Here is a 13,882-nt window from a genome sequence, read left to right as displayed (position 1 = left end):
CCACCCTTAAAAGCCCCTAAGACACACCGGCGGCGGCCATGCCGTCGTAGCTGCGGCGCACGAAGGACAGCGACCGCAGCAGTTCCGACGACGTGAGTCCGCGCGCCGCGCGGCTCTCGGCGATACCGCGCAACGGCATCCGCCCGATCCGCGACCAGCGCAGGCTGCCATCGGTGTCGATGTAGCTCCTGCTCTCCCCCGCGTTGTCCGGGTGCAGGCAGTACGGCACGTCGAGCAGGCCCGTCGCGAACGCCGTCAGGAACGCCTGGCCGAGGTCGTCGTTCAACGCCAGCACGGCCTCCACCAGTGCGCGGGCTTCGGCGTGGACGGCGTTGCCCTCCAGCGGGGCCGGCGCGTACGGCGTGCGGGCGGCGACGTCGGAGGCCAGCTCCAGGGCGGCCACGTTCTCCTCGATCGACGGGATGCGTTGCGACTCCGCGACCGTCTTGACGATGATCCGCTCCGACCCCGTGCGCGACGCCAGCCCTGCCGCCGCGCCGAGCAACGCACGCGCGCCGTCCTCGGTCTCCGGGAACACTCCCATGTAGGCGTAGATGACGACGTGCCAGTCGACGTCCGGCAGGAGCATCGAGCACAGCGCGCGCAACGCGGCGACGGCTTCGGCGTCCTGCGCCTCGTTCGTCTGCTGCGCATAGCTGACCGAGATGCTGCGTATGCCCAGCCGCCGGAAGAACACCGCTTCCAGCACGCTGATCGCGACGAGCAGGCTCGGCGGGCACAGCTGCCCGAGCATGCACCCGCCGAACGTCTCGAGGTGCGGTTCCACGCCCGGCCCGCGCGCGGCCGCCATCAGCTCGGACGCCGCCGTCCAGTGCGCCACGGACTCCCGCAGCGACACCCGCCCGTAGGGCAGGCAGTAGGAGATCGGCCCGCCCTCCGAAGCGTCCAGCCCGACCTCGAGCAGAGCGCGGATGATGTCCTCCGGTGCCGCCGAACCGTGCCGCACCTGGACCGGGAAGTCCGGTCCGCAGACGCCGTCGAGCACCGCCTCGGTGGTCCGGCGTTCGTGGCTCACGATCGGGTAGCCGTTGAGCGCGGCCCCTTCGAGCAGGGCCAGGCGGGCCGACTCCAGATCACCGACGCGCGTGTAGCTGTCGATGGTCAGGGTGCCGACCGTGGTCGCGTCGGCCTTCCTGGTGGCCCGCAGGCCCGCGCGCATCCGCTCGGGATCGCTCATCCCCATGCGCGGTTGCACGACGAGCCTGCCGCGCTCGTGCGCCTCGCGGACGAAGGCGCCGAAACCGGTTCTCGCGCGGGTCATACCCGCAGCCGCTGGGGCAGTTCGAACAGCAGGCGGCTGAACTCGTCGATGCCCCCGCTGTCCACGCCGTCGGCGAACACCGCGTCGTAGCCCGCCGCCTTCAGCTCGGCGACCTGTTCCGCGGACGAGCTGCCGGTGATGCCGAGCTTGCCCCCGATCACCGCGGGGACGTCGGCGAGCTCCTGCCGCGCGCGCAGTCGTGTGACCATCCGGATGCCGTCGTGGAAGCCGTGGCCGTTGACGCTGCTCACGACCACGAGCGCGGGCTGCTCCGCCACCGCCTCTTCGACGAGCAGGTCCTCCGGCACGCACGGGCCGAGGTTGACCACCCGCCTGCCGTGCTCCTCGATCAACAGCTGCAGGTAGACGAGGTTCCAGGTGTGCGAGTCCGACGTACCGCCCGCCACGAGCACGGGCTGGTCGCCCGCGTCGCCGGGAAGGAGATCGACGTTGTCGCGCTGCGGCGAAGAAATGGTCATCAGAGTGCCTCTCCGTGTTCATATGCTCGTGAGTGCTCGATGCGGGAGGCGGAGACGACATCGGCACCGCGGACGACGACTTCGGTGGGCGCGGGCCTGCCGAGGAACATCAGCAGGCTCGCGGTTGGGCCGTAGGACCCGGCGTTGGGCACGGTCAGCAGTTCACCGGGCTCCAGGTCGGGCAGCCGGACCCCCCTGCCGAGCAGGTCGCCGGGGGTGCACAGCGGACCGGCGAGGTGCGCGCCGGCGCCCTCGGCGACGGCCTCGTGCGGCTCGACGGAGATCGGCATGATCCGCCCGAGCCCGGACATGCCGCCGAAGGTGTTGATCCCCGCGTCGAGGACCAGGTAGCGCTGTCCCCTGCTGTGCTTGACGTTGACGACCGAGGTCAGCAGCGTGCCGCTGTCCGCGACGAGGTACCGGCCCGACTCGCAGGCGATCCGCGGCGCGCCGTCCCGCCAGCCGGGGAAGTGCTCGTCGAGCGCCTCCGACATGGCCTTGCCCAGGTACTCGTAGACAGGGCGGTGGCCCTGCACGGCGTACGGCGCGGCGAAACCACCGCCGATGTCGACCAAGCGGAACCGGACACCGAGAACGTCCTGCAGCCGTGCGGCGCTGGTGATGGTGTGCTGGAACTCCGCGATGAGGCTGTCCTCGTCCTGGGTGTTGCTCAACGGGAAGAAGTGCAGCCCGGCGATGGTCGTCCCCGGCACCTCGCGCAGAGCCGGGGCGAGGTCGGCCAGCGTCTCGCTGTCGAACCCGAACTGCGACGGCACACCGGTCATCCGGATGCTCGTCGCCGCGGCCCCCGTGGCGTTGTTGACGCGCAGGAGGCAGTCCGCGGTCGTGCCCGCCTCCAGCGCCACCGCGCCGACGCGGCGCAGGTCCCCGATCGACTCGACCGAGAACAGCCGCACGCCGTGCGCGATCGCCGTGGCGAGTTCGCCCGCCGTCTTGCCGGGGCCGGTGTAGAGCACCTCGTCACCGCGGAAACCGGCGCGCAGCACCGCGTCCAGCTCGCCGGTCGAGCTGATCTCCGCGCGGACGCCGCGTTCGCCGGAACGGAGCTCGCGCAGCAGCTCGGGGTGGGGGTTGGCCTTCGCCGCGTAGTACAGCACCACCTGCTCGGGCAACGCCGCGAGCAGGTCGTCCCTGGCCGCCACGACGCGGTCGAGGTCGTAGACGAAGGCAGGCGTGCCGAAGCGGTCCGCGATCTCCCGGTAGCCGGTCACGGTGCGACTCCTTCCAGGAGCTTGGTGAGGCGGGCCCTGTCGTACTTGCCGTGCTGGGTCAGCGGCAGTTCTTCGACGATCCTCGCCACCGAGGGCACCTTCGCGGGTTCGAGCCGGCGCGCGAGCTCCCGCAGCAGTGCGTGCGGTTCGATGTCGCCCTCCACGAACACGGCGAGCGCACGGCCGTCCTCGGGCGGCACCGCGGCTGCCGCGCGCACACCGGGCACGTCGGCGGCCGCGGCCTCCAGCTCGGTCGTGCTCATGCGCACGCCCTTGTGCTTGAACATGTCGTCGCGGCGGCCCTCGTAGTAGAGGAACCCGTCCTCGTCCACACGACCGAAATCGCCGGTGTGCAACCGAAGCCCGCCATCGGACCCGACGCGGAAGGAACGCGCGGTCTGCTCGGGGGCGCGCCAGTAGCCCGGCATCACGTGCGGTCCTTCGACCACGATCTCCCCGATCTCTCCCGGCGGCAACGGCTCACCGTGCTCGTCCACGACGAAGGCGCGGGTGCCGGGCAGTGGCCTGCCCACCGAGTCCGGCTTGCTGCCGGCGAGCTCCGGCGGCAGCACGGACACCCGCTTGCACTCGGTCTGTCCGAACTGGATGATCACCTCGGCGCCGGGGAAGGCCGCGCGCAACGCGTCGGCGGTGGGCTTCGGCAGCGCGGCACCGGTGTTGGTGAACATCCGCACCCGCGCACCCTCCGGGACACCGCGCTCCGCGAGCGTGCTGATCATGGTGGCCAGCGAGGGCACGATCGGCACGACGGTCGCGCCGGTGTCCACGATCCGGCTCAGCAGCAGCAGGTCCGACTCGCCGTCGGCGAGCACCAGCTCGCTGTGGCCGGCTGCGGTGAGCAGCACCTTGTAGAGCCCGTAGTCCCAGGAGATGGGGAACCGGCAGAAGACCACGTCGTCGGGCCGGTAGCCGAGCTCGGCGTTGATCGCCCCGGTGACGAACACCATCTGCCGGTGCGGGCAGATCACCGCCTTGGGCGCCGCGGTCGAGCCCGAGGTGTAGACGAGCACGGCGACGTCGTCGGGGTGCACGTCGGTGCCGGCGCCCCGCGCCTTCATCCGGTACAGGTCCTCGATCTCGGCCCACACACCGGAGAAGCCGCGCACGGCCACGCCGCCGGAGAACGCGGCGACGCGGTCCACCGCCTCGTCGGGCACGATGATGAGCGCCGGTTCGGCGTTCTGCACCACCGCGCGGAGGTGGAAGTCCTTCATCCCGGTGTTGACCGGCACCAGCACCGCGCCGCAGCGCGACGTGCCGTACAGCAGGGCCGCCAGTTCGCGGTTGCTCGGCAGCTGGACCAGCACGCGGTCGCCGCGGCCGATGCCGGAGAGGGCCAGCCAGGCGTCGACGGCGTGGCTGTGGCCGGCCAGCTCCTGGTAGGTCCACCGGCCGGCGGAGTCGCTGATCGCGAAGGAGTCGGGGTGGCCGGCGAGGGCTTCGTCGAGCAGGTCGTGGACCAGGGCGCCGGTGCGGGCCCCGGTGGTCTGGGTGGAGTTCACTTGTGGCTCGGGCCTTTCGTGCTGGTTCCCGGTCACCGGCCGCCGCGAGGGCGGGGCCGGCCTCTGACCGCGGCCCCGCTCGCCTCGGAGGTGAGCTTCGAGCGGTCGATCTTGCGGTTGCTGTTCAACGGGAACGCGTCGATGTGGTAGTAGGCCCGCGGCACGACGCCGGAGGGCAGCCGGTCGCGCAGGTGCCGCGCGAGCCGCGCGGGCGAGAGCGGTTCCCCGGTGTGGAACACGGCCAGCTCGACCGTGCCCTCCATCTCCAGCGCCACCGTGACGGCCTGGTCGACGCCTTCGCAGTCCCGGACCGCCGCGTCCACCTCGGCCAGCTCGACGCGGATGCCGTGCACCTGCACCTGGGAGTCCCTGCGGCCCAGGTACAGCAGCCCCGCGCCGTCGGTGGCGAGCCGCACGCGGTCGCCGGTGCGGTAGAAGCGCTTTCCCTCGTGCACCAGGAAGCGGTTCACGTCGTCGGCCGGGTCGAGGTAGCCCGCGGTCAGCTGCGGGCCCGCGACGCACAGCTCGCCTTCCCCGGTCCGGCTCGGCCTGCCGTTGTCGTCCAGCAGCACCAGGTCGTGACCTTCGTGGAGCTCGCCGATGGGCACGACGTGGTGCCGCCGTTCCTCGTCGCACCAGCGGTAGGCGCTGACGGTGATCGTCAGCTCGGTGGGCCCGTAGAGGTTCTCCAGGGTGGACCTGGACGCGGCCTGCGCCCAGTCGGCGGCGTCGACGTCGTGCAGCGCCTCACCGGCGAAGAAGCTCCAGCGCAGGGTGCTGAGGGACCCCGCCTGGAGACCGCCGGTCTTGCGCACCAGGGAGATCGCGCTCGGCGTGGAGAACCACACCGTGATGCCGTGCTCGCTCAAGAACTCGGGGAGCCGCGCGTAGGCTTGGGGCGGCAGCGGAACCACCGGCGCGCCCGCACCCCAGGCGCAGAACAGGTCGAACATCGCGCAGTCGAAGTTGAGGTCGAAGGTCTGCGAGAAGACGTCCTCGGGACCGAAGTCGTAGCGCTTGTCCTGCAAGGCGAAGTAGTGCGCCGTGTTGGCGTGCGTGACCGGGACGCCCTTGGGACGTCCCGTGGACCCCGAGGTGAACAGCACGTACGCGACGTCGTGCGGACGTGTCGGCATCGGGGCCGTCAACGCGCTGCCGGGGTCGATCCGCAGACCCGGCGCCGGGTGGCCGCCCGGCGCGAACAACGTCGGCAGCTCGACCCCCTCGTCCGCCAGCGCGCGCAGCGCGGGCAGGGAGTCGTCGTCGGCGAGAAGTGCCTGCACACCGGCCGCCTCGATCATCTGCCGGGTGCGCGCCGCGGGGAACGCGGGCTGCAGCGGCACCACGGTCAGTCCACTGTAGAATCCCGCGAGCAGGGTCGCGTAGGCCGAGGTTCCCTTGCCCACCAGCACCCCGAGCGTCCGGGTGTCCTCGGCGAGGCCGGCGAGTGCGGAGCCGGCGAGCAGCAGTGCCCGCTCGTGCAGCTCGCGGAAGGTCGTCACGCCCCCGTCCGCGCGCACGGCCGGCCGCTCCGGTGACAGGGCGAGGCCGCGGGAGAACCGTCCCGCCAGGGTGCTGTCGGTGATCTGGACCAGGTTCGCCGTCATGGCTCAGCGCGCCGCGTGGTCGAGTGTGCGCTCCACGGTCGACCACAGCATGCCCGCCGTGCGGAAGGTCTCCATGCTCAGCGCGCTGTCGTCGAAGCGGACGCGGTAGGCGTTCTCCAGAACGCTGAGCAGGTGCACCGCGTTCAGCGAGTCGAGGCCGAGCTCCTTGAGGTCGGCCTCCGGTGCCAGGTCCTCGGTGTCGGGAAGGAACGGCAGAAAGCCGCGGACCAGGTCCTCGAAGTCATCGTTCCACATGGTTTCCTCCATCTGTCTGGCTCAGGCCGCGAGCACGCGGCGCCGGGGTGTCATCGCGAGCCGCGGCTGGGCGGCGACGACGTCGAACCGCTCCGCCGCGCACGGAACGCGGCCGAACAGGCTGTCCGGCCCGGCGACGCACAGCCGCCGCACGCCGGAGTCGCGCAGCGCGTCCGTCACGCTCGGCCAGTTCATCGGGTGGTCGAACCCGTCGAGCAGCATCGTGCGCAGCTGCTCACCGGTGTGCAGCAGCGAGCCGTCCTGGTCGGCCACGACGGGCAGCGAGGGGTCGGCGAACCGGTAGCGCGAGACGACCTCGCGCTCGGCCTTGTCGCGCAGCCCGCGGAAGAGTGAGGCGTGCATCGGCGGCCGCATCGTGTAGAGCGGCATCCCGCCGATCCCGCGCACCCGTGCCGCCAGCCACTCGACCTCGCTCTCCGCGATCGACACCATGAAGAACCCGTCGTCGACGTAGCAGGAGATCTCGTGCCACTCGCCGCGTTCGGTGAGCTCGGCGAAGATCGGCTCGATCTTCGCCATGGGGGCGCGGACGAAGGACAGCGTGACGACATCGGTGTGCTCCTCGGCGAAGTACTCGTCGAGGCACCGGGCGATGTCGGCGGTGAGCCGCACCGCGTCAGGCAGTTCGAGCACGCCGGTGTAGGCGAGCACCGCCTTCTCGCCGAAACTGGGTCCCGTCACCACGTCCGGTGTCACGCCGAGGTCCGCCTCTGCCCACCGCGCGCAGGCGAGGCAGTTCACGAAGAACGCCACCTGCGCGGCCTCGGTGTAGTCGCCGGGGTCCTCGCGCAGCGAGTCCACCAGCGAGTAGCCGAGCACGTCGTCGGCCACGGCGACCAGTTCCCGCGCGAACGGGTTGGCCACCATGAACCGGCCGATGTCGCGGAACGGCACCGGTCCCATGCCGGGGAAGACCATCGCCGTGGTGAACCCACCGCCGCCACTGGGCGCGCCCACCGTTCAGAGCCCCTTGAGGAAGTCGACGAGCACCTCGTGGAAGAGCTCGGGCTCTTCGAGGTGCGGAAGGTGCGCGGAGTTCTCGAAGATCTCCCAGCGCGCGCCCTTGACGTGCTCCTCGTAGGGCCGCATCACGGTCGGCGTCGCCTCGTCGTAGCGGCCGCTGAGCAGCAGCGTCGGGGTGTCGATCGCGGGGAGGTCGTCGATGACCGAGAAGTCCTTGAGCGAGCCGATCACGTGGAACTCGTTCGGCCCGTTCATCGCGTAGTAGACGGTGGGGTCGTTGTAGATCTCCATGTACGAGGAGACGAAGTCGCGCGGCCACGGCCGGGCGCGGCAGACGTGCCGGTCGTAGAAGACCCGCATCGCGGCGAGGTACTCCCGGTCGTCGTAGGTACCGGCCGCCTCGTGGCGCAGCAACGCTTCCTGGGTCTCCCTCGGCAGGTCGGCACGCAGGCGCGCCATCTCCTGCAACCAGATCGGGTACGAGGCCGGCGCGTTGGCCACCACCAGCCCGCGCAGCCCTGCCGGGCCGGCCGCGGCGTGCTTCGCGCACAGCGGACCGCCCCACGACTGTCCGAAGAGGACGTAATTGTCGGCGATCCCGAGGCCGGTCAGCAGGTTGTCCAGCTCCTCCAGGAAGAGCTCGACCGTCCAGAACGCCGGATCGGCGTCGGGCAGGTGCGTCGACCCGCCGTTGCCGAGCTGGTCGTAGTGCACCACCGGCCAGCCGTCGTCCGCGAGCCGCGCCAGCGGCAGCAGGTAGTCGTGCGTGCTGCCCGGTCCACCGTGGACCGCGACCACGGCCGGCCGGTCGCCGCCGAGCTCACCGGTCACGCGGTACCAGGTCCGGTAGTCGCGGAAAGCCACCGTTCCCTTGGTGCTGGCCAAGGGGACACGGGTTCCGAACGGCACGAAGACCACCTCCTCGGGCAGCACTCGCTGGAACGGCCGCGGCACCGGCAAAATGGCGCGCTGACCGTTGGGGACCGAACTTCCAGCCGAAAGCTATCGCCGACCCCGACCCCTAAAAGCCCCTACGCGGCGGGGTCGGGTTCCGGTGCTCCGTGAGGTGCGTCCCCTGTGTGGTTCGCTTCAGAAATGAGAACGCTCACAACGGAAAGCTCGCACGGCACAACCGAAAGCGTCTCACTACGGACAGCGGTTTCTAGGGGCGATTAGGGGTGGGAGCGCTCTCCCCCTCTCCCTAGGTTGCGGACAGTGGCGTGCACCGCTGCCATCCCGTCCGTCTACCCCAGCGACGAGGACTGCCCATGGCTACCCCCGACTCCCCCTCCGCACCGGTCGGCGACTCCGATCTCCCGGACTTCCCGATGCGCAGGGCCTGTCCGTTCAGCCCGCCCGCCGAGTACGCGCGACTGCGCGAGACCGAGCCCGTCTCCAAGGCGAAGCTGAAGGTCAACGGCAAGCACACCTGGCTGGTGACCCGCCACGACCTGTACAAGAAGCTGCTGTCGGACTCGAGGGTGAGCTCGAACCTCAAGCTGCCCGGCTACCCGCTCCAGGTCCCGGTGCCCGACGAGATCCTCCAGCAGGTCCCGCACACCTTCCTGTCGCTGGACCCGCCGGAGCACTCCGTGCAGCGGCGCATGCTCACGCCGGAGTTCAGCGTGCGCAGGATGCGCCAGCTGCGCACCCGCGTGCAGGAGATCGTCGACGAGCGGGTGGACGAGCTGCTGGCCAAGGCGGGCGACGGCCCGGTGGACCTGGTGTCCGTGCTCGCGCTGCCGGTGCCCTCGCTGGTGATCTGCGAACTGCTCGGCGTGCCCTACGCCGACCACGGTCGCTTCGAGGCCTGGGCGTGGGCGATCATGAGCCACGAGCTGAGCGAGGAGGAACGCGGCCGCGCGCACTACGAGCTCGACCGCTACGTCGACGAGCTGGTCACGCTCAAGGAGTCGGAGCCGGGCGACGACATGATCAGCCGGCTGATCGCGTTCAACCGGGAGACCCCGTCGGTCACGCACTCCGAGCTCTCCAGCATGGCCAAGGTCATGCTGATCACCGGGCACGAGACGACGGCCAACATGATCGCCCTCGGCGTGCTCGCCCTGCTGGAGCACCCCGACCAGCTCGCCGCACTGCGCGCCGAGCCGGAGCTGATGACGACCGCGGTGGAAGAGCTGCTGCGGTACTTCTCCATTTCCGACGCGGGTACCGCGCGCGTGGCGATGGAGGACATCGAGCTCGGCGGGGTCACCATCCGCGCCGGTGAGGGCATCCTGCCGCTCAACCACGCCGCGAACCGCGACGTGAACGTCTTCGAGGACCCCGACCGGCTGGACGTGCGGCGCGAAGCGCGCAGCCACGTCGCCTTCGGCTACGGGGTGCACCAGTGCGTCGGGCAGAACCTCGCCCGCATGGAGCTGGAGATCGTGTACTCGACGCTGCTGCGCCGCGTGCCGGGGTTGCGCCTGGCCGCACCACTGGAAGAACTGCGCTTCAAGGACGACGCCATCGTCTACGGCGTCTACGAGCTGCCCGTCCACTGCTGAGACCGCCCACGCCTTCCGAGAGGCAGTCATGACCGAATCGCTCCAGTCCCCCGGCACCGTCGGCACAGAGCCAGAGCTGCCGCAGTTCCCGATGCGCCGCGAATGCCCGTTCAAGGAGCCGGCCGCCTACTCGGAGCTGCGGGAACGTGAACCCGTCTCACGGGCGACGGTGAAGGTCACCGGACGACCCGCGTGGTTGGTCACCCGGCACGCCGACGTCAAGCAGGTCCTCGGCGACCCGCGCGTCAGCTCGAACCTCAAGCTGCCCGGCTACCCGCACCAGTTCCACATCCCACCGGAGCTGCTGGCACAGGTGCGGCTGATGATGCTGTCGATGGACCCGCCGGACCACACCGCGCAGCGACGGATGCTGATCCCCGAGTTCACCGCCCGGCGCGTCCGTGAGATGCGCCCGCGCATCCAGCAGATCGTGGACGAGCGGATCGACGCGATGCTCGCGGCAGGCGGTCCCGCGGACCTGGTCACGGCACTCGCGCTGCCGGTGCCGTCACTGGTGATCTGCGAACTGCTCGGCGTGCCCTACGCCGACCACGCGCAGTTCGAGGAGTGGTCGGCGGCCATGATGAACCACGAGCTGAGCCCGGCCGAGTACGGCGCGGCCGTGCAGGCGTTGGACGCCTACCTCGACGGGCTGGTCACCGCCAAGGAGAAGGAGCCCGGCGACGACCTGATCAGCCGGTTCCTGGAGAAGAACCGGGTGGAGCAGGTCGCCGACCACCTCGACGTGGTCACGATGGCCCGGCTGATGCTCGTCGGCGGGCACGAGACGACGGCGAACATGATCTCCCTGGGCGTGCTGGCGCTGCTGGAGCACCCCGGGCTGTCCGAGGAGCTGCGCGCTGACCCGTCCCTGCTGCCCGGCGCGATCGAGGAGCTGCTGCGCACGTTCTCGATCTCCGACTCCGGCACCGCCAGGGTCGCGCTGGAGGACATCGAGGTCGGCGGCGTGACCATCCCGGCCGGCGACGGCATCCTCGCCCTGAACGGCGCCGCGAACCACGACGCGTCGGTGTTCCCCGACCCCAGCGTGATCGACCTCCACCGCAAAGAGGCCCGCAGCCACCTGGCCTTCGGTTTCGGCATCCACCAGTGCATCGGCGCCAACCTCGCCCGCGTCGAGCTCGAGGTCGTCTACGGAACGCTGCTCCAGCGGATCCCCGGGCTGAAACTGGCCGTACCCGCCGACCAGCTGCGCTACAAGGACGACGCGATGGTCTACGGCGTCTACGAACTTCCCGTCACCTGGTGAGGAACGGCAAGAGGAGCACCCTGATGCACGTCACCACCGACAGTGCCCGCTGCGTGGGCGCGGGTCAGTGCGCCATGGTCAGCCCCGAGGTGTTCGACCAGGACGACAACGGTCTGGTCGTCGTGCTCCAGGACCACCCCGCCGAGGACCTGCACGACTCGGTCCACCAGGCGGCGGACCTGTGTCCGGCGCGCACGATCGTCCTGAACACCGCGAGCGTCTGAAGTCTGGCGGCCGAGCGCTGTTCGAGTGGTTGCCCCAGCCACTCGAACGGCCGGTTGCACGGTTCCCGCGCTCCTGCCCGCACCGGAGGCGGTGACCACCCCGCCGCCGCTCACCTGCAGGTGTGGCGCGGCGGCTTTGTGCATCGCGGCGAACGTGCGTTCATTGAGTCCACAATGGACATACGGACGTGATCTCGGCAAAAGCCGTGGGGACTCGGTTCTCCTGCACCGCACGCCGCTCGCGCTGACCGGCCCCGGCACCCCCTAAGCGTTGTGGGATAGGGGTTGTCGAAGCCCGTAGTCGTGGAAAGACTCGACACATGATGGAGCTGGCAGCAGAGTTCCCAGCAGCGTCGTACGGACAGTGGCGCGATCTGGTCGACGCCGTGCTCCGCAAGTCGGGAGCGGACTTCGACTCACTGATCACCCGCACGCCCGACGGCATCGACGTTCAGCCTCTCTACACCGACGCACCGGCGAGCTTTCCCTGCCTGGCACCGGTGAAGCAGGGCTGGGACATCCGCCAGCGGCACTCCGTGCCGGACCCGATCGCCGTGCTGAACGACCTCGAGGGCGGCGTCACGTCGTTGTGGCTGTCCGTACCGGCCGATTCCCTCGAGACCGTGCTGGCGGACGTCCACCTGGACCTGGCGCCGATCGTGCTGGACGGCTCGCCGGAGGTGGCCGTCGCCATGCTGCGGCTGTGGGGCCGGATCGCTCCGGAGTCCGTCCGCGGAAACCTCGCGCTCAGGCCGACCGGCGACGCACTCGACTTGATCACGCGGGTTTCCCGCACGTTCCCCGGTCTGCGGACGGTCGTGGTGGACGCGTTGCCGTTCCACGACGCGGGCGGGTCGGACTCGGAGGAGCTGGGTGCGTCGCTGGCCCTGGCTGTGTCCTACCTGCGTGCTCTGGTTTCCGGTGGTCTGTCGGTCGAGTCGGCGTTCGCGCAGTTGGAGTTCCGTTTCGCGGCCACGGCGGACCAGTTCGCGACGATCGCGAAGCTGCGTGCGGCGCGCCGGTTGTGGGCGCGGGTGGCTGAGGTGTCGGGCGTGGACGTGCCGCAGGTGCAGCACGCGGTGACGTCGTCGGCGATGATGACGCGCCGTGATCCGTGGGTGAACATGCTGCGCACCACCGTCGCCACCCTGGCGGCCGGTCTGGGCGGTGCCGATGCGGTGACGGTGCAGCCGTTCGACGCGGCGATCGGGCTGCCGGACGAGTTCGCGCGCCGGGTCGCGCGCAACACGCAGAACCTGCTGTTGGAGGAGTCGCACCTCGGCGCGGTGATCGACCCGGCGGCGGGGTCCTGGTACGTGGAGCAGCTGACCGAGTCGCTTGCGGTGGCGGCGTGGGCGTGGTTCCAGGAGCTCGAACGCGCCGGCGGTATCGGTGAGGCGGGGGAACTGGTCGCGTCGCGGATCGCCGCCACGTGGGAGGCGCGGTCAGCTCGGCTCGCGAACCGGTGCGACCCGATCACGGGCGTCAGCGAGTTCCCGAACCTGGCCGAGAAGCCCGTGGTCCGCGAACCGGCGCCGCTGCCGGACGGTGAGTTGCCGCGGGTGCGTTATGCACAGGCCTTCGAGGAGCTGCGCGACCTCGCCGACGCCCAGCCCGAACGCCCCGTGGTCTTCCTCGCCACCCTCGGCCCGGTCGCGGCCCACACCGCCAGGGCCATCTTCGCCGCCAACCTCTTCAACGCCGGCGGTTTCGCCACCCCCGACGCGGGTCCGACCACCACACCGGCCGAGGTCGCGGACAGGTTCACGGCCTCCGGTGCCAGGATCGCCGTCCTGTGCGGCAGCGACAGCAGCTACGCCGACCAGGCCGGGCGGACCGTCGAGGCCCTGCGTGCGGCCGGTGCCGAGCGGGTGCTCCTGGCGGGCAAGAAGACCGACGCGGACGTGGACGGATTGGTCTTCGCGGGCTGCCCGGCGCTGGAGATCCTGAACAGCACCTACGAGCTCCTGGGAGTGCAGCGATGATCCCCAGCTTCGCGGACGTCGACCTCGGCTCGCTCCCGTCGGCGAAGTACGAGACCGACTTGCCTGCATGGGAGACACCGGAGGGCATCGCGGTCAAGCCGGTCTACGACAGATCCGATGTAGACGGTCTCGACTTCCTGCAGACCTATCCCGGTGTCGCGCCGTTCCTGCGCGGCCCGTACCCGACGATGTATGTCAACCAGCCGTGGACCGTGCGCCAGTACGCGGGGTTCTCGACGGCGGAGGAGTCGAACGCCTTCTACCGGCGCAACCTCGCGGCCGGTCAGAAGGGTTTGTCGGTCGCGTTCGACCTGGCCACGCACCGCGGGTACGACTCGGATCACCCGCGGGTGGCCGGTGACGTCGGCATGGCCGGTGTCGCGATCGACTCGATCTACGACATGCGCACCCTGTTCGACGGCATCCCGCTCGACAAGATGTCGGTGTCGATGACGATGAACGGCGCGGTGCTGCCGATCCTGGCGCTGTTCGTGGTGGCCGCGGAAGAGCAGGGGGTGCGGCCGGAGCAGC

General features: G+C 70.4%; 13 protein-coding genes. 5 read left to right on the top strand and 8 right to left on the bottom strand.

What is annotated here, in order from left to right; translation table 11 throughout:
• Positions 1-16: 16 nt before the first annotated feature.
• From ACZ7CH_RS05055 to ACZ7CH_RS05020, 8 genes are read right to left on the bottom strand one after another with little or no spacing between them, the layout of a single operon-like run.
• Positions 17-1,282, bottom strand: coding sequence for a methylaspartate mutase (locus ACZ7CH_RS05055; protein ID WP_360398837.1), 1,266 nt, complete (start codon positions 1,280-1,282; stop codon positions 17-19).
• Positions 1,279-1,761 (bottom strand): cobalamin B12-binding domain-containing protein, encoded by a 483-nt coding sequence (locus ACZ7CH_RS05050; RefSeq protein WP_360398840.1) that lies wholly within the window; start codon positions 1,759-1,761, stop codon positions 1,279-1,281. The genes ACZ7CH_RS05055 and ACZ7CH_RS05050 overlap by 4 nt, the downstream gene beginning before the upstream one ends.
• Positions 1,761-2,993 carry a type III PLP-dependent enzyme domain-containing protein gene (locus ACZ7CH_RS05045; RefSeq protein ID WP_360398843.1) on the bottom strand — a complete coding sequence of 411 codons (1,233 nt, stop codon included), beginning with the start codon at positions 2,991-2,993 and terminating at the stop codon, positions 1,761-1,763. Before ACZ7CH_RS05045 ends, ACZ7CH_RS05050 begins: the two co-directional genes overlap by 1 nt.
• A complete protein-coding gene (locus ACZ7CH_RS05040) occupies positions 2,990-4,516 on the bottom strand; it encodes an AMP-binding protein (protein WP_360398846.1) in 1,527 nt (508 codons plus the stop codon). The genes ACZ7CH_RS05045 and ACZ7CH_RS05040 overlap by 4 nt, the downstream gene beginning before the upstream one ends.
• Positions 4,517-4,548: 32 nt before the next feature.
• Complete coding sequence (locus tag ACZ7CH_RS05035) at positions 4,549-6,123, bottom strand: AMP-binding protein (RefSeq protein ID WP_458433535.1); 1,575 nt, start codon at positions 6,121-6,123, stop codon at positions 4,549-4,551.
• A 3-nt stretch (positions 6,124-6,126) separates the two neighbouring features.
• Positions 6,127-6,378, bottom strand: coding sequence for a phosphopantetheine-binding protein (locus ACZ7CH_RS05030; protein WP_360398852.1), 252 nt, complete (start codon positions 6,376-6,378; stop codon positions 6,127-6,129).
• A 21-nt stretch (positions 6,379-6,399) separates the two neighbouring features.
• On the bottom strand, positions 6,400-7,356 hold the full coding sequence (locus tag ACZ7CH_RS05025; RefSeq protein WP_360398855.1) for an ACP S-malonyltransferase: 957 nt from the start codon (positions 7,354-7,356) through the stop codon (positions 6,400-6,402).
• 3 nt (positions 7,357-7,359) lie between these two features.
• Positions 7,360-8,226: a proline iminopeptidase-family hydrolase gene (locus ACZ7CH_RS05020; protein WP_470373192.1), complete on the bottom strand. Its 867-nt coding sequence runs from the start codon at positions 8,224-8,226 to the stop codon at positions 7,360-7,362.
• Between the two features lie 404 nt (positions 8,227-8,630).
• Between ACZ7CH_RS05020 and ACZ7CH_RS05015 the strand changes: the two genes are divergently transcribed.
• From ACZ7CH_RS05015 to ACZ7CH_RS04995, 5 genes are all read left to right on the top strand, one after another.
• Positions 8,631-9,872, top strand: a complete 1,242-nt coding sequence (locus tag ACZ7CH_RS05015) for a cytochrome P450 (protein WP_360398861.1) — start codon at positions 8,631-8,633, stop codon at positions 9,870-9,872.
• 28 nt (positions 9,873-9,900) lie between these two features.
• Positions 9,901-11,142 (top strand): cytochrome P450, encoded by a 1,242-nt coding sequence (locus tag ACZ7CH_RS05010; RefSeq protein WP_470373191.1) that lies wholly within the window; start codon positions 9,901-9,903, stop codon positions 11,140-11,142.
• A 23-nt stretch (positions 11,143-11,165) separates the two neighbouring features.
• On the top strand, positions 11,166-11,366 hold the full coding sequence (locus ACZ7CH_RS05005; protein WP_360398867.1) for a ferredoxin: 201 nt from the start codon (positions 11,166-11,168) through the stop codon (positions 11,364-11,366).
• A 320-nt stretch (positions 11,367-11,686) separates the two neighbouring features.
• Positions 11,687-13,351 (top strand): methylmalonyl-CoA mutase family protein, encoded by a 1,665-nt coding sequence (locus ACZ7CH_RS05000; RefSeq protein ID WP_470373190.1) that lies wholly within the window; start codon positions 11,687-11,689, stop codon positions 13,349-13,351.
• A partial coding sequence (locus ACZ7CH_RS04995; RefSeq protein WP_470373189.1) for a methylmalonyl-CoA mutase family protein occupies positions 13,348-13,882 on the top strand: 535 nt, incomplete at its 3' end. The genes ACZ7CH_RS05000 and ACZ7CH_RS04995, both read left to right, overlap by 4 nt.

The organism is Lentzea sp. NPDC037011 (assembly GCF_055607425.1).
This window is presented reverse-complemented; position numbering and strand designations above follow the sequence as displayed.

Coding starts and splice junctions, on each gene's coding strand:
- ACZ7CH_RS05055 (WP_360398837.1), bottom strand. CDS start 1,282: ATGACCCGCGCGAGAACCGGTTTCGGCGCCTTCGTCCGCGAGGCGCAC.
- ACZ7CH_RS05050 (WP_360398840.1), bottom strand. CDS start 1,761: ATGACCATTTCTTCGCCGCAGCGCGACAACGTCGATCTCCTTCCCGGC.
- ACZ7CH_RS05035 (WP_458433535.1), bottom strand. CDS start 6,123: ATGACGGCGAACCTGGTCCAGATCACCGACAGCACCCTGGCGGGACGG.
- ACZ7CH_RS05030 (WP_360398852.1), bottom strand. CDS start 6,378: ATGTGGAACGATGACTTCGAGGACCTGGTCCGCGGCTTTCTGCCGTTC.
- ACZ7CH_RS05015 (WP_360398861.1), top strand. CDS start 8,631: ATGGCTACCCCCGACTCCCCCTCCGCACCGGTCGGCGACTCCGATCTC.
- ACZ7CH_RS05010 (WP_470373191.1), top strand. CDS start 9,901: ATGACCGAATCGCTCCAGTCCCCCGGCACCGTCGGCACAGAGCCAGAG.
- ACZ7CH_RS05005 (WP_360398867.1), top strand. CDS start 11,166: ATGCACGTCACCACCGACAGTGCCCGCTGCGTGGGCGCGGGTCAGTGC.
- ACZ7CH_RS05000 (WP_470373190.1), top strand. CDS start 11,687: ATGATGGAGCTGGCAGCAGAGTTCCCAGCAGCGTCGTACGGACAGTGG.